The 19,842-nt window shown below is 35.7% G+C and carries 16 protein-coding genes; 8 read left to right on the top strand and 8 right to left on the bottom strand.

Features of this window, described 5'->3' with window-relative positions; translation table 11 throughout:
- Positions 1 to 202: 202 nt before the first annotated feature.
- Positions 203 to 1,513, bottom strand: coding sequence for an MFS transporter (locus AAC084_RS08295; protein WP_339839395.1), 1,311 nt, complete (start codon positions 1,511 to 1,513; stop codon positions 203 to 205).
- A 210-nt stretch (positions 1,514 to 1,723) separates the two neighbouring features.
- Between AAC084_RS08295 and AAC084_RS08290 the strand changes: the two genes are divergently transcribed.
- Positions 1,724 to 2,506, top strand: a complete 783-nt coding sequence (locus AAC084_RS08290; protein ID WP_339839392.1) for an NIPSNAP family protein — start codon at positions 1,724 to 1,726, stop codon at positions 2,504 to 2,506.
- On the opposite strand, the gene AAC084_RS08285 is transcribed toward AAC084_RS08290, so the two are convergent.
- From AAC084_RS08285 to AAC084_RS08275, 3 genes are all read right to left on the bottom strand, one after another.
- Positions 2,503 to 3,525, bottom strand: coding sequence for an OmpA family protein (locus AAC084_RS08285; RefSeq protein ID WP_339839389.1), 1,023 nt, complete (start codon positions 3,523 to 3,525; stop codon positions 2,503 to 2,505). The two genes, AAC084_RS08290 and AAC084_RS08285, sit on opposite strands and share 4 nt — an antisense overlap.
- Before the next feature lie 211 nt (positions 3,526 to 3,736).
- Positions 3,737 to 5,488 carry a TonB-dependent receptor gene (locus tag AAC084_RS08280; protein ID WP_339839387.1) on the bottom strand — a complete coding sequence of 584 codons (1,752 nt, stop codon included), beginning with the start codon at positions 5,486 to 5,488 and terminating at the stop codon, positions 3,737 to 3,739.
- A gap of 29 nt (positions 5,489 to 5,517) precedes the next feature.
- Positions 5,518 to 8,523, bottom strand: a complete 3,006-nt coding sequence (locus AAC084_RS08275; protein WP_339839385.1) for a tetratricopeptide repeat protein — start codon at positions 8,521 to 8,523, stop codon at positions 5,518 to 5,520.
- A gap of 167 nt (positions 8,524 to 8,690) precedes the next feature.
- On the opposite strand from AAC084_RS08275, the gene AAC084_RS08270 reads away from it, so the two are divergent.
- The 7 genes from AAC084_RS08270 to AAC084_RS08240 all read left to right on the top strand — a co-directional run bounded on the left by AAC084_RS08270 (position 8,691) and on the right by AAC084_RS08240 (position 15,239).
- Positions 8,691 to 9,374, top strand: a complete 684-nt coding sequence (locus tag AAC084_RS08270) for an ATP-binding cassette domain-containing protein (protein WP_339839382.1) — start codon at positions 8,691 to 8,693, stop codon at positions 9,372 to 9,374.
- A gap of 241 nt (positions 9,375 to 9,615) precedes the next feature.
- Complete coding sequence (locus AAC084_RS08265; protein WP_339839379.1) at positions 9,616 to 10,224, top strand: hypothetical protein; 609 nt, start codon at positions 9,616 to 9,618, stop codon at positions 10,222 to 10,224.
- A gap of 47 nt (positions 10,225 to 10,271) precedes the next feature.
- The gene (locus AAC084_RS08260) at positions 10,272 to 11,333 is read left to right on the top strand and encodes an XRE family transcriptional regulator (RefSeq protein ID WP_339839377.1); all 1,062 of its coding nucleotides are present in this window, start codon (positions 10,272 to 10,274) and stop codon (positions 11,331 to 11,333) included.
- A gap of 107 nt (positions 11,334 to 11,440) precedes the next feature.
- Positions 11,441 to 12,250, top strand: coding sequence for an amidohydrolase family protein (locus AAC084_RS08255; RefSeq protein ID WP_339839374.1), 810 nt, complete (start codon positions 11,441 to 11,443; stop codon positions 12,248 to 12,250).
- A 35-nt stretch (positions 12,251 to 12,285) separates the two neighbouring features.
- Positions 12,286 to 12,588 carry an antibiotic biosynthesis monooxygenase gene (locus AAC084_RS08250; protein ID WP_339839371.1) on the top strand — a complete coding sequence of 101 codons (303 nt, stop codon included), beginning with the start codon at positions 12,286 to 12,288 and terminating at the stop codon, positions 12,586 to 12,588.
- Positions 12,589 to 12,612: 24 nt separating this feature from the next.
- The gene (locus tag AAC084_RS08245; RefSeq protein ID WP_339839369.1) at positions 12,613 to 14,211 is read left to right on the top strand and encodes a hypothetical protein; all 1,599 of its coding nucleotides are present in this window, start codon (positions 12,613 to 12,615) and stop codon (positions 14,209 to 14,211) included.
- Between the two features lie 32 nt (positions 14,212 to 14,243).
- Positions 14,244 to 15,239, top strand: a complete 996-nt coding sequence (locus tag AAC084_RS08240) for a hypothetical protein (protein ID WP_339839366.1) — start codon at positions 14,244 to 14,246, stop codon at positions 15,237 to 15,239.
- 6 nt (positions 15,240 to 15,245) lie between these two features.
- Here the strand turns inward: AAC084_RS08240 and nhaD are convergent, their stop codons facing one another.
- Genes nhaD through AAC084_RS08220 form a run of 4 tightly spaced genes read right to left on the bottom strand, consistent with a single transcriptional unit; the run spans position 15,246 to position 19,768 of the window.
- Entirely contained in the window at positions 15,246 to 16,550 is a 1,305-nt protein-coding gene (gene nhaD / locus AAC084_RS08235; RefSeq protein ID WP_339839363.1) for a sodium:proton antiporter NhaD, read from the bottom strand.
- 9 nt (positions 16,551 to 16,559) lie between these two features.
- Positions 16,560 to 17,627 (bottom strand): dipeptide epimerase, encoded by a 1,068-nt coding sequence (locus AAC084_RS08230; RefSeq protein WP_339839360.1) that lies wholly within the window; start codon positions 17,625 to 17,627, stop codon positions 16,560 to 16,562.
- Positions 17,624 to 18,697: a DUF1611 domain-containing protein gene (locus AAC084_RS08225; RefSeq protein WP_339839357.1), complete on the bottom strand. Its 1,074-nt coding sequence runs from the start codon at positions 18,695 to 18,697 to the stop codon at positions 17,624 to 17,626. The genes AAC084_RS08230 and AAC084_RS08225 overlap by 4 nt, the downstream gene beginning before the upstream one ends.
- Positions 18,698 to 18,706: 9 nt before the next feature.
- Positions 18,707 to 19,768 (bottom strand): pyridoxal-phosphate dependent enzyme, encoded by a 1,062-nt coding sequence (locus AAC084_RS08220; RefSeq protein ID WP_339839354.1) that lies wholly within the window; start codon positions 19,766 to 19,768, stop codon positions 18,707 to 18,709.
- Positions 19,769 to 19,842: the final 74 nt, after the last annotated feature.

The raw sequence follows: 19,842 nt of genomic DNA, 5'->3' as shown, positions 1-19,842 counted from the left end.
AAAGAGGCTTATAATGATTCGTTTAATGCTGATTACGGGCTTGTGCCACGGTTACTGTTATTACATACTATGTAATAATAATATTAATATTCTATAAATCCAATAAAAATTGGTTCTTAAGAAAACCAGATGTGGTATATTTTCGACTAAAAAATTACTTGATATTTTTATAGCGGATGTGAGCTATTGAAATTTGAATCACCTATACTTTTTGAGGTTTATCTACTTTTAAGGAGCCGATTGCAAGAAAGAGAAGAAATATCAACCCTAAATAACCTACCATTTCATACGACCCAAACATAGATAAACAAAGGCTAAAAATACTAGGCGCCAAGGCACTTGCCAAAATCAAAAAACTCATAACCTTTCCGGTAATACTTCCTAAATGAGTCCTTCCAAAAAAACGCGGCCAGGCAACAGCGTTTAATACTGCAAAAAATCCACCTAATATACCAAAACCTGCGATTAGCATAGGTACTCCCGCAGGGGTAGATAAGAACAAAAAACCTAAAGAGGCTAAAAATCCTCCTAAGAGCATTAAATACAAATACAGTTTTAACGGTAAATAATCACTTAAGAAATTAAACAAGGTAGAAACAGTTACCGCGACCACAGAACCTGGTAAAAATATCGCGATAGCATCTTCTTTAACAAATCCTTGACTGGTGAAAATAGATACAATATGAAAAGTAAGTCCCGTAATAAAAAAACTATTGAAGGCTAAGGTGAGACCGTACATCCAAAATGCTCTTTCTTTTTTGGCTTCTTTGAGAGTAAACTGTTTTGGAACAACCGTCTTTTCTTCTCCCTCTTTGGTCGGTGAATTAGCTCCGTCAGGCAGAAGTCCATGTTTTTCTGGTGATATTTTATAAAAAATGAAAATGAAAACACTAAAAATCAACAAACCTATGGCTAGAAATTGCCATGTCTGTTCCCATCCATACCCTTCAATTAATGCATTGACCCATAACGGTGAAGATGAAAAACCGAATGAAAGTGCAACACTACTGAATGAATTTACTTTGCCTCTATTTTTATCGAACCAAATCATTATTACATTTCTAGAGGCCATGGTCAAAACTCCCTGACCCGCAAAGCGCAAAAGAAAAAATAATACAGTCATGACTGCAAAGGGTATCACCCATGTATCTACAGATAACAGCTCTTTGATATATGAGCTCATTAGTGCTGACCATGAACATAAGAACAAGGTTACCCCTAAAGTTAAGGCTGCAAAGAATGCAACATATCTGGCTCCGTAGGTATCGAACCAAACCCCTGCCCTACCAATAACTAGTGAACTCACGATAGTACCAATCATGTAGGCATTACTAAATTGATTTCTAGATAATCCTAACGCATCTTTTACGGGATCAGTAAATACTGACACACCTATGGTTTGACCTGGTATGCTGCAATAAATACCTATTGTACCAATGACAAGTATTACATAGCCGTAAAATATGGGACTTTTAGAAGGGTCAATAAGTGGTTTCTGGAAAAGGCTTGACATATATTGGTTACAAGTCACAAAAATACACCATAGTGTTCAGCCCTAAAAATTATTACTCATGTTGAATAGCTGATGAAACAGTTTTTGTTCCAAAAATTCCAATGAATAGGTAAAAGAAAATTAACTTGAAATAGTTTTTAACCCAATACAAGTAATGATTCTGTTTTTATACTTAACTTTCTATTCCTAATATAATAGACTATAGCTCTTATGAAAAATAAAATTCCACTACCGTTTCTTTTAATAGTGTTAATGGTATTTACTTCCTTTTCCAGCAACGCTCAGGAAAAAGAATTCTACGAACTAAAAACCTACACCATAAAAAACGATGATCAAGAAAAACGGATGGATGACTATCTAGAAAAGGCCTATCTACCTGCATTAAAAAGAATGGGCATTCAACAAATAGGTGTTTTTAAAGTTCGGGATGATAAGTATAAAAAGAGCGATAAAATTTATGTACTTACACCTTATACCTCTCTTTCTCAATTTGAGAACACTGAAAAAATGTTGGCTCTTGACAAAGCACATTTAACCGATGGCGCAGACTATATTAATGCCAAGTTTGAAAATCCACCTTATGAGCGTATAAATTCAGTTTTATTACGTGCTTTCCCTGACATGCCTAAAATGAGACCTACTAATGTAAAAGGTCCTAGAAATGAAAGGGTTTATGAATTAAGAAGCTATGAATCACCAACCGAAGCACTTTATAAGAACAAAGTAAGTATGTTTAACGAAGGTGGTGAAGTTAAATTATTCGAAAGTTTAGGCTTTAATGCTGTTTTCTACGCAGAAGTTATTTCAGGAGACCGCATGCCAAATTTAATGTATATGACTACGTTTCCAAATATGGAAACACGAGATTCTTTATGGGGTAATTTTGGTTCATCACCTAAATGGAAAGAAATTTCCTCAATGGAAAAATACCAGAATAACATGAATAAATTGGATAGAGAATTGGTATATCCCACAGCATATTCAGACTACTAATCTGATTTATTCAGAATAAATTCTACACGCCGGTTGAGTAATCTACCGGCTTCTGTTTTATTAGTGGCTATTGGTTTTAAACTACCAGAACCAGTGTATTGAATTCTACTTTCGACAATACCGTTTTTAATTAGAAATTGAGCAACCTCTTCAGCACGTTTCAACGACAAATCTTTATTAAACGAATTTGACCCAATAATATCGGTATGCCCTGTTAGTACAATTTTTAGGGTAGGGTGCTTTTTCATATAAGTTGTTAAAGCATTCAACTCCTGTTGGTATAAATCTCTAGGTTTGCTTCGGTTAAAATCGAAATGTACATCTCTAAAGACATGTACACTGTCTATTTTAAAGTGGTCTGAGCTTACAACATTATACACCTCTTCTTTTGAATTCGTTTTCCTTACAGACACCATATCTAAATAATAGTAAGACCCTTTTGTTATTTTTCTTTTGGTTTGAAATTTCTGAGTCCGTTTATTATTCTTAAAATTCCCTATGATTAAATGATTCTCTGTACCATTGGCCACAAACTCTTGGCTAAGTTTTACCCATTCTTTTTCATCGGAATAAAATTTAGAATAGGAGATTTTCAATTCTTTAGAAGTGTCTCCTATTAATTTCGAAAAATGCATGCCCGTAAGCACTTTGGTAGTTTCTAAATCTACAGGGAGCTCCGTAAACCGTATTCCGAATTCCTTAACTGCAAAATCGGAACGTTCTGCTAAACTGACATAAAAAGACACGGTGTAGTGTTCTCCTTTTATCAAGGTAGACGTTAATTTCGCTTCTATATATTCTCTATAATCGTTTGGGGCAAACATGTAAAAGCCCACGTACCCAACTCCGAAATCTGCAGGTTGCTGGCCATTAAAATTTTTGGGCGTTCCCATGGCTTCGCTACATCCATTAAAATAATCTGTAGAACCCAAGGTCGGCATTTTCCAATCTTCAACATCTTGCTCTAAGTTTCCTAGCTTAATGGGACACTGTATGTAATTTTCAAAACTAGGATTCATCACAAGGTTCTGGCAAAAACCAAAATTATGCATGCCGAGTATCAGTAAAAATATAATTCCCTTATGTGGTTTTTTAAACACCATAATAAACTTATCGCTCTCTAAAGTACTGAAAACCTATAATACTATAGCATTTGGGAAAAGGCAAAAAAAATACCCTTCTCATTAATGAGAAGGGTATTAAAAAACTAAAGTTTTATATAAGAGTATTTTAAAAATCGAACTTATACGTTGCTCCTCCCAAGACTTGAATGCCTTGTACTTGAAAATTAGACCAGCGTTGGTAATCGTTATTAGAAAGATTAGACCCTTTAATAAAAAACGAAAGTTGGTCATTAAATCGGTAACCCACATGAGCATTGGCATCAAAATAACCATCTAATGTAATTAGCGTCACAGGAAATTCACTAGGCTGAACATTTTCAACCACAGAAGATGAAAAGTCTTCTCGTTCGCCTACATAAAATAAGTTGGCGCCCATAAACCATTGCTCACCAATTTGGTAATCCATAAATAATGAACCTTTCAAATTTGGTAAGTTCCATGCTGAGTTTCCTGTTTCGGTACTGTAATCATATATTTCAGCATTTACCCCAAGTGTAAAGTTTCTATTGACATCAACATTCAATTCACCGAAAATTCCCAAGGTCTTTATATCATCATAAAATACATCAAAAGAGTTCCCATAATAATATCCTTTCTCATCTGACCTAAAATCGTTTCTAGGATTCAATCGATATAGTGGCTTATTATTTTCTGCGGAGTAAGACCCTTTAAGGTTATAACTTAAGTTAGGTAACAATTGGCCTTTAAAACCGATGTATGCATTATACTGACTATCGGTCGGAGCAATTGATAGCGTCGGAGAAACAAACGGATTCCCCTCTACATAATCATAGTATGAGTTCTGCTTCAATTCACCGGTAACTCCACCATAAGCAATAACCGATTCATCTAACAATCGATACGACGCCGTTACTGCTGGGTAGATATAAAAATTACTTTCGCTATTTTCTAAATCCATTCCGTATACCAAATTCACACCTAAATTCAATGAAAGGTCATCGCGAAGCATTTGCAAAGAAGGGTTAATACCTGCTTGCAAATTTCCGTACGATATTCCATTATCGTTTGTACTACTGCCTACACTGGCATTTTCAAAAGTACCACCAACATAATCAACCTTTACTTTGACACCAAAGATTTCCTCGTTCATCGGAAATTCAAAACCGGTGTTGAAAATAGCCCGGTTTTCACCAGAACTTACGGCATCAAAAAATCTACGGTATTTTAAATCGGCACTTTTAAAGTACGCATCTTCCACATTAATATGACCACCTACTTCACCCATATAGTAATTCTGACGCTCATCAATATTATCAATGATAGTTTCACTAAAAACCCCTTCTGGTAACCCGTACCAATTATACAATTGATGCTGAAGTCCTATTGATGCACCCCAATCTAAATCACGATCACGTTTTGCATAAGAAGCATCTAATCTGGTATCATAGAACGTATCATTCAACTCCACTCCATCAATACCACCTCTTGAGGATAAGTGATTAAAACCTACATCTAAATTTTCATCTCTGTTTATAGTTCTGCTTGTATAAAATTCCCCTAATACATTCCCGTAAAGTCCTGCTCCTAAGGAAGCATAGGAATTAAAAAGTTGTGGCGGCGGTAGTTTTTCTACTGTCGAGGCTGTTCCTTTCGAAGGGCTAAATGTCGATGCTACCGGCACTGAAAAAATGCTATAGGTAATCGGTTTTTTTTGAAGCACTATAGAATCGTTCAAATTAGGAACCGACTTTATTTTAAAGGCATCTGAAACGGTAGGCGTATACGCTTTTGTAACCGTTACTGTTTCTGTACCTAAATCTTTTTCATCGTCTTGGGAAAAGCAAACGTGCAAGCCAAGAGCTAAAAAAATAAGCGTAATTATATGTTTATTGTACATAGATGTTCTTTTACTGGCGTACATGATGTTTAATTAGGATTAACCGATGAGTTACTTTGAGCTTCTTTAGATTTAATAATGGCTAGCTCTGCCCTTGCTTCAGCAACAATTTCTGGATATTGACTGAAATTAGTGATAACACTTTCTAGAATGTAGGTTGCTTGATAGGCATCTTTTAGTGCGTAATAGTTTTTCGCCATTAAGACCAAACCTTTACCACCCCATTCTTTATAAGTAGCATAATCTTTTGCCAATTTCTGAACGGCAACATTCGAGTTTGCAAAAGCACCCTCTTTATGTTCAAAATAGGCATCATAATACAATGCCTCGGCAGCAGTCGCACCAGAAGCAATCTTCAATACCTCGGCATATGCAGATTTCGCTTTTGACTCATCATTAGTTGCAATAGCCGACCTAGCAATCATAATGTGTGCATCACTCTTAATACGGTTATCAATATTCGATGTTGACAGTACCTTTTCAGCGTATGCTAATGTCTTAGGATAATTACGTTGCCCATAATACCCCTTCATTAAGTTTGAACGTGCAAAGGTTCTATTCTGCTGAATATTCGCCTGACTCTCCAATTTCAATAAATAAGGCAAAGCAGTTTCATAATCGTCTTTGCCGATATATACTTCACAAACTCGTGTCAATGCTTGTTCTGCATATTCACTAGTGCTTCTATCTGCAACATATTTGTAATATGGTAATGCCGATTCTTTTTCTCCTTTTCCAAAATACAATTGTGCCAAACTAAAATTAGCATCGACCGCATGAAGACCGTTAGGAAATTGCTGTATGTAATTTTTATAACCGCGTATAGCAGGTTCAACATTACCTTCTAGGTTTTGTTTTTGAGCAGCATCAAAAGTGGCATTATCCAGCTCGGCATCGGTTACCTCAACAAAATCAAGTCCTCTTACCCAATCTGCATATTCATTAACTTGACCCATATCAACATAAACCAATTTTGCAGTGGCAACGGCTTGTATTGCCTCTTGTGTTTTCGGGTAATCACGAACAACAGTCTTAAATTTCACTAAAGCAGCTTCGTTTCTATTGGCATTATAATTAACCAAACCTTGTCGCATTAAAGCTTGTGGCACTAAAGAACTACCCTTGTATTCGTTAATTAAACGATCGTAAGCTTCCAGTCCTTTATTTTCTTGCCCTTGCGATATATATGTATTTCCTAATTCGAATAAGGCATCATCTTTAAAACTTGACCTTGGATATTGACTTACGAAAGCTTCTAAATTTTCAATCTTACTAGCACTTCTATCCACATAACCATAACTCATCGCCTTTTGGTACGATGCATAGTCTTTCTCTGGTCCGGTTAGCTCCAACGCTTTGTTATACGTTTCTATCGCTGGCCAATATTTACTGGTAGCATAATAGCTATCTCCCAATCGTAAAAAGCCATCGTGTAATTTTTCTACTTCTGCATTTCCGTTACTCGTAAAAGAATTAAAGTACGTAATGGCATCGGTATAATCTTTTTGCTTGAAGTAGGCATACGCTAAACTATAATCTACATCGGCATACATTTCGGTATTCTTTGCTGACGGATTGCTTTTAAAAGCCGAATAACCCTTTACCGCATCTTCAAAACGATTAGAAATATAATCAGATTCCGCTTTCCAATAATTCGCTCGTGCCTTGAACAACATGTCTTCGGCACTTGACAACGACTTATCAAAATTCTCTGAAGCAGAGTTGTAATCCCCTTCCATAAAAAGTTCAATACCTCTATAATACGCTACTTTTTGGTAGACCGTTTTACTGGCATAATTTTTATTTTCCTCAAGCAATTTCATCGCTCCGGCAAAGTTCTTTGAAGTAATATATGAATCTACCAACAAGGTCTGCATCTCTTCTTGGTGCTCATCTTTAGGGTAGGTTTTTAAATAATTGGTGATTACCTGTGGCACCGGCTCGTAGGCATTACCCACTTCATAGCTCAAACGAGCATAATTCAAAAATGCATCTTTTTGAATCTCTACACTATAATCCATTTGAGAAGCATTTCTAAATGCATTTAGCGCCTCCTGTTTTTTATCCAACTTTAAATAACACTCTGCCAAATGGTAATATGCATTTTGTGCAACGCTGTTTGTACCTCCAATAATTTTATTGAATTGAGCAATGGCATTGGCATAATCGCCACCTTTGTAATAGGCATATCCGAGGTAGTAGTAATCTGTATTACTCCATTTACCACCTTTACCATTGTATTCCGTTAAATACGGAACTGCATTTTCGTACTGTTTCAGATTAAAATAGCTCTCGCCAATAATCTTATTCAATTCAGAAACTTCTTTTCTGTCAGATTTTGGTATTTGCTTTTTAGCCAAGGCAATTGCCTCTTCGAACTTACCGAGCTTAAAATTCATGTCTGCTTGGTAATAACTCAATTTCTCTTCTAAAACATCTTGATCTGTAATCTGGTCAAAACGTTCGTTGGCAGTTTGGTAATCATCTTGCTGATACGAAATATAGCCTAAGTAATATTTAGCCTGAGAACCGTAAGTAGGTGAAGTGGTCACCTTTTCTAGGTATTTTTCAGCTTCTTTCGTTTTACGGGATGAGAACAGAGAATACCCATAATTGAAGTTAAACTTATCCATCTCACCACGAGACAATGACTTCTGGTCTACCTTATCATACCACTTTAGGGCATACGGATATTTACCTGTCTGAAAGTAATACTCTGCCACATCGGCAAAGGCAGAATTACGTTTGGTAGAGGTAGGATATTTTTCAACAAAATCCTCCATTAAACGATCCGCACCAGTTTGGTTAAGTCTTACCGCTGCGTTGGCTGCATAATAAGCACTATTGGCAGCAGTCTCCTCATCTTTGGTAGTCACTTTGACCTTATCGAAAATGGTCTGTGCCGCTTGATATTGTTCGTTGTTGTAAAGCGCTAGCGCGTCTTGAAATGCTTTTTGTTCGTGGGTATAAATCTTAGATTCTTGGGCACTGGTCAAAGCGACCAAACCGAATACCAATGGAATAAAAGCGGTCATTTTTTTAAGCATAGTGTTCTGTTACTATTTAGAAATACCGTTATCACATGGGATAACGACAAAAATTGTACCTAAGTATGTGTAATACTCATACAAAAGAAAAGATTTTGAACAAGGGTTCTCTATTATCAGTAGGAACTTATTACTTTTATATCAACATTAGCACTATGGGAGAGATTGTTTTAGAACTTAAGGATGCCTCTATTTTTCAAAAAGAGAGTTTGGTTTTGAGCGAAGTGAGTTTGAAAATCGAAAAAGGAGAATTTGTATACCTCATCGGTAAAACGGGAAGTGGCAAAAGTAGCTTCATGAAAACCCTTTATGGGGATTTACCGCTGCAAAAAGGTGAGGGTCATATTGTTGAGTTCAACCTAAAGACTTTAAAAGAAAATGACATTCCTTTTTTACGTAGAAAATTGGGTATTGTTTTTCAGGATTTTAAACTACTCCCAGACCGAAATATCAACCAGAACATGCAGTTTGTTCTAAAGGCTACAGGCTGGACCGACAAAGCAAAAATCGATGCTCAAGTACTTTCTGTACTTGAAAAAGTAGGTATGAAAACCAAAGGATTTAAATTTCCCCATGAACTTTCTGGTGGAGAACAACAGCGTATTGCTATTGCGCGAGCTTTATTAAATGACCCAGAACTGATTATTGCCGATGAACCTACCGGAAACCTAGATCCACAAACCAGTGTAGAGGTGATGAAAGTATTACAAGAAATCAATAAAGCGGGCCGAACTATTCTAATGGCGACCCACGATTATGCCTTGATTCTTAAATACCCGGCCAAAACCCTTAAGTGTGATGCCAATAAGGTATTTGAGGTGGTGCAAAGGGCGGTTTAATCATCATAAAATTCACTGATATTATCTAATTTAAACCTTCCAATAAATAAGCTGATTAAACAATTTAATTTTAAAAATACAATTTATTTTAAAAATTATATATTAAAACATACAATTAAACTATATTTTTATATATTTGTATTTAAAAAAATATCTCTGCTGAAACAGAGATATTTAAAATCGGTTGCATCCGATTATTGTATAATTTTAAATAATGTGTTTGATTATGAGTACAAATGTAATGAAAAAATCTAGTAATCCGTCATATAAAAGACGGTTGGCTTCGTTAGAAGGTTGCCAGAATGACTTGAAAAATGAACTTTTCTTGATGTTTTCTGCGTTTCACAGCGCCCTTAAAAATTATCAAGAGGAAATAGTCCAAACGCCACCAGAGGCTAGAGCCAGGGGTTTTGAAGCATCCCTTTTAAATTCCAAAATGATTCAAAGTATCCAAGAGAATTTTCCGATAAATTGGAAATTTGGTAAATACAAACGATTTACCCTCCGTGTTAATGGATACATAATACTATTTAAGAAATTTAATAGTAAAGGATTGCCGATGAATATTAAGACAAAATCTGTAACTGCAATTTCACAGCAGTTATCAATCCCTTTGTTTGATGATTATACCTTTGTGGCAGAGCCTATTTTATTTTTTGGATATAGTAAGGATAATTTTGGTATCATCTCTAATCCTAAGTTGGTATATATTGATGAAAATCAGGTAAAGTGGGAGATTACTAGAGATAGTATTTCAACTAGTAAAACAATTTCTATACCTAAAGAAGAAAAGGTAGCTATGCCGAAACTACGAGCTGAAATTGTCAAAAAAAATGTTTCAAATAAATAATTAAAGTTGGATGCAGCCTATTTTAACTAAAAAAACAAAATGAAGAAATGGAAATTAATTATAAGCAGTTAATCTTTGCTCGTGAATATCGTAAATTATCACAAACAGACTTAGCTTCTCATATTACAGGATTATCACAATCAAATTTATCAAAATTCGAGAAAGGCTTGGGAACTCTTTCAGATGAAATAGTTCTGAAAATTATTTCTTTCTTAGATTTTCCAGAGAAATTCTTCAAGAAAAGGATTTCTAATAGAGTTGAGAATGCTCATTATAGAAAAAAATCCGCTATAACTAAAACAATAAGATTAGATATAGAATATAGCAATAAAATAATCGGTTTTATTATTGACCAAATGACAAGCTCTGTTGAGTGGCCTGAATTTACTTTGAAACCTATTGATATAGAAGATGGGTATTCTCCTAGAACTATTGCTAAATTTATAAGAAGACAAATGGGTATTCTTATAGATGAACCAATTAAAAATATATTTAACCTTTTGGAAAGTAATGGAATCATTGTTGTTGAATTTGACACTACTGATAAATTTGATGGTGTTTCTTTTTTAACTGATAAAGGAAATCCAGTTATAGTTATAAACAGAAATTTCAGCAATGACAGAAAAAGGTTTACTCTTTCTCATGAGTTAGGTCATATAGTGATGCATATTGCAGGAAATTTTATAATACCAGATTATAGAAATGTAGAGAATGAAGCAAACGATTTTGCATCAGAGTTTTTGATGCCAGCAGAACATATAAAGAACTCATTAAGAAATTTAAAACTTTCTGACCTTGCTGAACTTAAAATGTTTTGGTTAACATCAATGGCTTCAATTATAAGAAGCGCAAAAGATTGTGGCAGTATTACAAAGGATAGATACCGATATTTAAACATTGAACTGAGTAGAAAATGGGGGAGAAAAAATGAACCTATAAAAGTTTTTATTGATGAGCCAAAACTTTTTCAAACAGCATACAAAATGCATAAAAATGATTTAGAGTATTCTGATTCAGAATTAGCAGAAGCCTTCGGATTGCCTTTAGATATTTTAAGTAGGTTTTGCGACTTTCCAAAAGGAAACTCAAAATTAAGAGTACTTCTGTAAAACATAATTATTTTTATTAGAACTAAAAACTTGAGCGCAAACTTAAGAGTTTGCGCTTTTTGTATTTATTCTTTATACAGTATTCTAATCCTTAGATAAAAAATTAAATGATCATAGACGTCCACACCCACATTAACAACTACCATGAAGACAGAGTAGTTTCTTTAAATGAAAGTTTAGACAAGCTTTCTGAAAACATGGCAGCCAATAATATTGATTATTCTTTAGTACTTACGTCTTACAAAGTGAATGAGCATCGGCCGAGTACGAGACAAGTAGTAGAAGCTGTAAAGGGATATAAAAACTTAGGGGTAGTTTCAGGTGTTAGTTACTTGCATTACAATCACAGAGATGTACGTGAAATTAGCGAATACCTTGAAAATGGATTTATTAAGGGACTAAAATTCTACCCTGGTTACGAGCCTTTTTACCCGAATGATATTCGGTTTAAGCTGATGTATGAAATGGCGATTGAATATGATGTGCCGGTCATGTTTCACTCTGGGGACACCTATGCACCCACTGGTAAAATAAAATACTCCCATCCTATTCATATCGATGATTTAGCGGTTGATTATCCAAAGTTAAAAATTGTGATTTGTCATGTGGGTAATCCATGGATTAAAGACTGCATGGAGGTCGTTTATAAGAATAAAAACGTGTATGCTGATATTTCAGGTTTAGTACTTGGTGATTTCTCCGATAAGTTTGAACGCTACATGAAAAAGGAAATCGAAGAAATGATTACTTATGCCGGTGACCCAAAATACCTACTTTACGGTACCGATTGGCCTATTTCAAATATGAAATCTTATTTAAAATTTATGGATCAATTAGATTTAGCAGATGAGAAAAAGGAATTGATCCTTTGGAAAAATGCCGCCGAACTTTTTAAAATTGATGTAAGTAAGCTTTAAATTTGAAGTAAACCAGGAATAATGAAAAGGGTACTATGATTGCACGAATTTGGGAAGGAAAAACAAAACTTGAACACCTAAAAGAATATGAGGACTTTATGAAAATTCGCGCTATACCTGACTATAAAAATACTTTAGGTTTCGTTAGATTACTGTTCTTAAAAAATACGGACAGCAAATTCGCCTACTTCAAACTAATAACCGTCTGGGAAAATCTAGAGGTAATAAAAAACTTTGCTGGTGAAGATTATGAAAAAGCAAAATACTATCCAGAAGATAAAAACTACCTTATTGATTTCCCCGAAAAAGTAATGCATTTTGAAATTTTTGCAGAATAACTAGAAATTACCGCAATTGTACATATGAAAAACCCTGAAAAAGAACGTTTAGCCCAACACCAAAAAGAAGAAAAAGATTGGTTAAAATGGGGACCCTATTTAAGTGAACGCCAGTGGGGAACGGTTCGGGAAGATTATAGCGCAGGTGGTGATGCTTGGAATTATTTTCCGCATGATCACGCCAGAAGTCGTACTTTTCGTTGGGGCGAAGATGGTATTGCCGGTATTAGCGACCGCTATTGCAATATGTGTTTTAGTATTGCATTGTGGAACGGACAAGACGATATCTTAAAAGAGCGTTTATACGGTTTAACTGGCCCACAAGGCAATCATGGGGAAGATGTAAAGGAACTTTATTATTATTTAGAAAATACACCCTCTCATTCGTACATGAAGTATTTGTATAAATATTCTCAAAACAAATATCCGTACGACCAATTACAAGAAGAAAATAGAAATCGTTCTCGTCAAGACCTTGAATTCGAATTACTAGACACCGGTATTTTTAATGACAACGCCTATTTTGATGTAAGTACAGAATATGCAAAAGGGGACGAAACCGATATTCTTATTCAAATTACGATTACCAACCGAAACAGCCGGCCTGCCCCGATAACGTTGTTACCGCAAATGGTTATGCGTAATCATTGGACATTTAAAGAAATGTCTAAAAAGCCTATTATCACCAAAAAAGGAACCAAAGCAAATGCTTTTGTGAACATCGACCACCCTTATGTAGGCTCCTATAATTTATATTTTCAGGCCGCAGACAAATTATTATTTACTGAAAACGAAACCAATAGAGAGCGGGTTTACAAAGAAAAGAATCCGCATCCGTTTAAAAAAGATTTGTTCCATACGGCGGTGTGTAGTAATGATTTTGATTTGGCTACCAAAAATGATTCAGGAACCAAGTTTGCACCACTCTATCAACAAATATTAAAAGGCGGAGAATCAAAAACCTTTCAATTACGTTTAACCGAACAAGAACTTAAAGAACCTTTTGCCGATTTTAAAGCCATATTTAAAAAGAGGCAAAAAGAATGTTCTTTATTTTATAATGAGATAGCGCCTAATGCGACCGAAGATCGTAAGGCTATTTTAAAACAAGCTTTTGCCGGTTTATTATGGACCAAACAATACTACAACTACGAAGTTGAAAAGTGGCTCAATGGTGATTCAAACACTACTAATCCGCCAGTAGAAAGACAAAATGGACGTAATAGTAATTGGAAAACATTGCGTAACCACGATATACTCTCAATGCCAGATGCTTGGGAATACCCGTGGTATGCTGCTTGGGATTCTGCTTTTCATTGTGCTTCTTTTGCGCTAATAGACCCTGATTTTGCCAAAGAGCAGTTATTGTTATTTACTAAAGAATGGTACATGTCCCCTAACGGACAAATACCTGCCTACGAATGGAATTTTAGTGATGTGAATCCGCCAGTACAGGCATGGTCCACATTGCAGATATATAAAACCGATAAATCGAAAACCGGCACAGGAGATATCAAGTTCTTGAAACGAATGTTCAATAAACTCTCCCTGAACTTTACGTGGTGGGTGAATCGGTTAGATAGAAACGATAATAATGTTTTTCAAGGTGGATTTCTAGTCTAGATAACATTGGTGTTTTCGACCGAAGTCATGGTGTGCCTGGCAACGGATTTCTAGACCAAGTAGATGGCACTGCTTGGATGGCAATGTATAGTCTGAACATGCTTGAAATTAGTTTGCATATTGCAGAACATGATGACTCGTTTGAAGATATGGCTACCAAATATTTTGGGCATTTTGTTTTCATCGCAGAAGCATTGAATAAGATGGATACCAAACAAGCCAACACATGGGATGATGAAGAGGGATTCTTCTACGACCGTCTTATTTTACCTGACGGACAATCGACGACTATAAAAGTTCGCTCCATAGCAGGGATGTTATCGTTAGCTGCTGTGCTAACGATTAAGAAAAGTGTATTAGATAAATTTCCAAAATTCAAAGCCAGTATTCTTTGGTTTCAAAAATACCGAGCCGATAATTTAAAATATGAGGTCATTCAACAATTTAAGGATGGTGATGATTTACTATTGTCATTAGTACCCAAAGACCGCATGCAAAAACTAGTTACCTCACTTTTAGATGAGAAAGAGTTTTTAAGCGAATATGGTATTCGTTCCCTTTCAAAAATTCATGAAAAAGCTTATCAAATACACATAAACGGTATTCAATATTGTATTGATTATGAGCCTGCAGAATCAACTGTATCGCTTTTTGGTGGAAATTCTAATTGGCGTGGACCAATTTGGATGCCAATGAACTATTTGTTCATACAAGCCCTACGTGAATACCAAACGTATAGCGGCAATGATTTTCTATTTGAATACCCAACAGGAAGCACAAAGCTTTTGAATTTAAAACAGGTAAGTGATGCATTGAGCAAACGCTTAATTAAAATGTTCGAAAAGGATAGTGAAGGCAACCGCCCCGTGAACAAAAACTACGAGCAATTCTACCAAGACCCAAATTTTAAAGATCTAGTATTATTCTATGAATATTTTCATGGAGAAAATGGTCGCGGTTTAGGTGCATCACATCAAACTGGGTGGACCGCCTTAGTAGCTAATCTAATTGAGGAATTAGATAATTAAAAGATTTTAATTCACCAACATAAAGGTTAAAATTCCTGCAGCATATCCTAATAGTGCCAATAACGAGATATTCTTGAGATACCACATAAAGTCAATTTTAAGGATACCCATAATGGCAACACCTGCAGCCGAACCTATAATAAGAATACTACCACCTGTACCAGCACAGAAGGCTAATAGTTCCCAAAAATCAGAATCGGGCGGATAAACTTCTAAACTATACATACCCATAGTACCGGCAACCAACGGCACGTTATCTACAATGGAAGACAACACTCCGATAATGGCATTTACCGCATAAATACTGTCGAAATTCGTATCTAATAAACGAGACATATCGGCTAAATGCCCAGCAGATTGTAAAGCGCCAACAGCAACTAAAATCCCAAGAAAGAATAATATACTTGGTGTATCAATTCTGCGTAACACATTAGAAATAGCCAGTGTTTTCTTTTCTTCTATCGTTTTATTTCTATGCATTATTTCAGTCGTAATCCATACGACACTTAACCCTAAAAGTATTCCCATAAAAGGAGGAAGATGGGTAATTGTCTTGAAGATCGGCACGAATAATAAAGCCCCTATACCAATTGCAAATACTAGATTTTTCTCAAAGTTACTTACTTCAAAACTATGAGAATCTAATGTGTACTGCTCCGTTGGTTTTGTAATATGGCCTTTAAAACGAAAAGACACAATCGCCAATGGCACTAACATACAAACTAAACTTGGCAAGAAAATCTCCTTGATGATATGCATAGCAGTCACCTGACCACCGATCCACAGCATAATGGTAGTTACATCACCAATGGGTGACCATGCACCACCGGCATTGGCAGCAATAATAAGAAGTCCGGCAAACATCCATAAATCCTTTTTCTCATGAATTAGTTTACGTAGCAAGGCAGACATAACTATTGCTGTTGTTAAATTATCTAAAGCAGCAGATAGAAAGAAGGTGAGTAAACAAAGAATCCATAATAACTTTACACGATTAGTGGTCGTGATTTTATCGGTAATCACTGAAAAACCTTCATGGGCATCAATAATCTCGACAATAGTCATGGCACCCAAAAGGAAAAACAGAATTTCAGATATCTCTCCTAGATTTTCCCGCAGACTTTCCGTTACAAAATGAATGGATTCGTCCCCAGAAATATTAGCGAGAAATGCATCTCTTCCAAAAATAAAAACTACCCAACAAAGCGTACCCGTAAGTAATGCTGTGGCGGCTTTATCAATTTTAATCGTGTGTTCTAGTGCTATAAAAAGATACCCAACGATAAATACGGCAAGTAAAGTTAAATACATAGTAAGTGATTAAAAATTATCTTCAGAAAAACCCAATCCGTGTTTTTCAGTAGGATATAAAATTCCCTTTTCTAATCTAAAAACAGAATGATATGGGTCATCAATAATATCTAAATGACCATCTAAATCTGCATAAACAATATTTGGTCTAGACAGGGCAAAGTGTAACCCGGCTGCAATACCTAATCCGCATTCATCGATACAACCAACCATTGCATCTAACTTAGCCGCTTTTGCTACTGAATTTATATGCATGCCTACCCAGATACCGCCAACCTTCTGCAACTTAATATTTACCATATCAACTCGTTCGTTCTGTGCCAAACGGAATGCATCGGTCAATGTTTTTAGACTTTCGTCTGCCATTACAGGAATACTTACCAAATCGGTTACTTCACCTAAACGCTCCTCTGCTTCTATCTTTGTTGGTTGTTCAAAAATTTCAATTCCGATGGCTGCTGTAGCCTTTACGAAATCTACCGACTCTTTAACCGAGTAGCCTTGGTTACCATCAAAACGTAGTTCAATATTCGGGTATCTCTCATGAATCAACCTCATTTTAGCGATATCTTCTTCAAGGTTAGAACCACCTTTAATTTTCAAAATGGTAAAACCTTGTTTAATAAATTCACTGGCATTCGATAATGTTTCTTCTAACCCCATAATACCAATAGTAATACTGGTCGCTATATGCGTACGAAAACCGCCTAAAAACTTATATAAGGGCACTTCAGCTTTTTTAGACATCATATCAAACAACGCCGTATCTACCATCGCCAAGGCTGAAGACCTTTTTCCTAATAACTCTTTAAGTTCTAATAACAAAAGGGCATAGGTAAATGGGTCTTTACCGCGTAAATAGGGAATTATAATATTTTTAATGGCATCAGTTACATCACTAGGAGATTCATTAGTTACCACTGGGTCGGGTGCTGCACAACCATACCCAACAATTCTACCATCGGTCTCAATCTTTAAAATAAAATTACTAGTGCGGTCTATAGTTTCGTATGCAATAGTATAAGGGTCAGACAATTTAAGGTCTAAACGTTCAAAAGAAATATTGGTTATTTTCATTTAATTTTATCCATCAAAAGTGAAATTAAATCTTCTGCGCCATATTCCAACACATCGAATGCGGGCAATTTAGTTTCTAAGGTGATAGATTTACAAACATCTAAAATCTCATCTTTCTCCATGCCTTCATGGTTTACAGTAATCGCAATCACTTCTTTCCCAGAAATCACTTGAATGGCTCTTATCTGTTCTTCTAAGGAATGCATTTTATAACCAGGGAATCCGTCATACTCCAATCGTTTTGGCGCATGTTGTAGAATCACATAATCTGGTCTGCCCGCTGCTAAAATTTCGAATCCACCGGGGTATGCTGGGTTCATTAAACTTCCTTGACCTTCAATAACAATTACATCTGGGTCTTCATTTTTCCAAGCGCTTACCACAGCATGTTCAATTTCACCAGAAACGAAGTCATTGATACAGCTATCCATTACCATACTATATTTTGCACCTTGCATCCATCCTGTTTGTCCGGTCCCAATCATTTCTGCTTTTTTACCAGCATTACGAAAAGCATGAACCAAAATCCAAGCTGTAGTTCGTTTTCCTAAAGCAGAATCCGTTCCAAGCACTGCTAATTTCAAACAATCTACCTTTTCAATATCACCTGTAAAAAAGTGTAATTGGTCACGGTCTGGTGTTTTACGAATATCCCTAATCTTTACATTTTTTTCTTTTGCCAAAGCCACCAGCTCAGAGTCATTGGTTAAAAAATCATGCAAGCCACTATCCACATTCCATCCTTGTTGTAATGCAGCTTTTATAGTTCCTTTTGCTTCTTTTGGTAACCTTCCACCATCTGGCGCAAGGCCTATCACTAAATAAGTAGGCATATTATTACTTGCTTTAAAAGCAGCAATAGCCGTTTCCATGTCTTTAAAAACAGGAATACCATTTGGTCTACCATCTAAAACGTCACCGGCATCTGAGCCAGCATATTTTTCATCAAGTACACCTACTACTTCATAACGTTCTGTGAAACGAACTAGGCCATGTGCCGTTTTACCATTTGGCGTATTAAAAGCACCTTCACAATATACAAGCGCCTTACCGTCAATAACTTTTTTCATCTCTTTATCTTAATTTTTCGCTGTTAGCACGGCAACAAAACGATCCGGCTCAAAATTTAATTTTTCATCTAATTCCAAAAGTCCTATAAGTCCTGCTGTTGATGCAGGTAGAATTCGAAATCCTTCTTTTTTATATAATAGGGAGGTCATCTCCTTTAGCTTTTTATCACTTATATTAAATGCCTCACCTTCAGATTCTCGCAAAGCATACAAAGCCTCTTCCCCATCAAAACTATGCCAATTGATTAATGGTTCATTATACTTGGTTTCCTTAATTGCCGCAGGATTTAAATCTTTACAATGGTCTAACCCCAATAAAAAAGATTCCACTATGGGGTTCTTATGTGAAGATGATGCTGCAATCATTTTTGGAATACGAGATGTTTTTCCTCTTTTATACAGATTAACAAATCCCCTATAAATACCTGCAAACAAAGTACCGTTAGAAACTGGCACTGCACAGTACTTAGGTGCATCTCCTAAATCTTCAAAAATCTCTTGGGCAATTTGGGCATAAGCAGATATTTGAAGTGGTGTATTTGCTCCGCCAGGGTTACCATCGTACCAACCATGTTCAGCTGCTAATTTGGAGCTTTCGGTAACCACATCTTCATAACTACCAGGAATACGAATAATCTCTGCACGTAAACTTTTCATTTCCTCTATACGATCCGTATGATAGCTTTCTGGTATAAAAATTTTACAATCTATACCGGCTAAATCGGCCGCCAATGCCATTGCTACTCCATAATTACCGCAAGTTGCCAAACTAACTACTTTAAACTCTCTTCTTAAAGCATCATATAATTGAGCAAAGGCAATTCGGTCTTTTTGTGTTCCTGTCGGATTATCACCTTCATATTTAAGATATAACTGGCGAACATCAAATTCACGTTCAAAGGTCTTAGCTCTTTGAAGTCCGGTGTCCCCAACTTCCAAACTTATAATATCTTCAAAACACTCTAATCTATCGACTAAAGATTTGTTTGTATCCTTAACCATTTCACTCAATCTACGAGCTTCGTTAGATACTTTATTTTCAGCTGTTTTAACGCCGTCTTTAAGATTCATAAGCTTTCATGTATTCCATTTTTTAAGATACAGCTATTAAATTAATATTCCTTTTATACTTTAGTAAACTTTTC

Source organism: uncultured Maribacter sp. (assembly GCF_963977385.1).
Taxonomy (GTDB): Bacteria; Bacteroidota; Bacteroidia; order Flavobacteriales; family Flavobacteriaceae; genus Maribacter.
The sequence above is the reverse complement of the archived record's forward strand: the minus strand, read 5'-3'. Positions and strand labels throughout refer to the sequence as shown.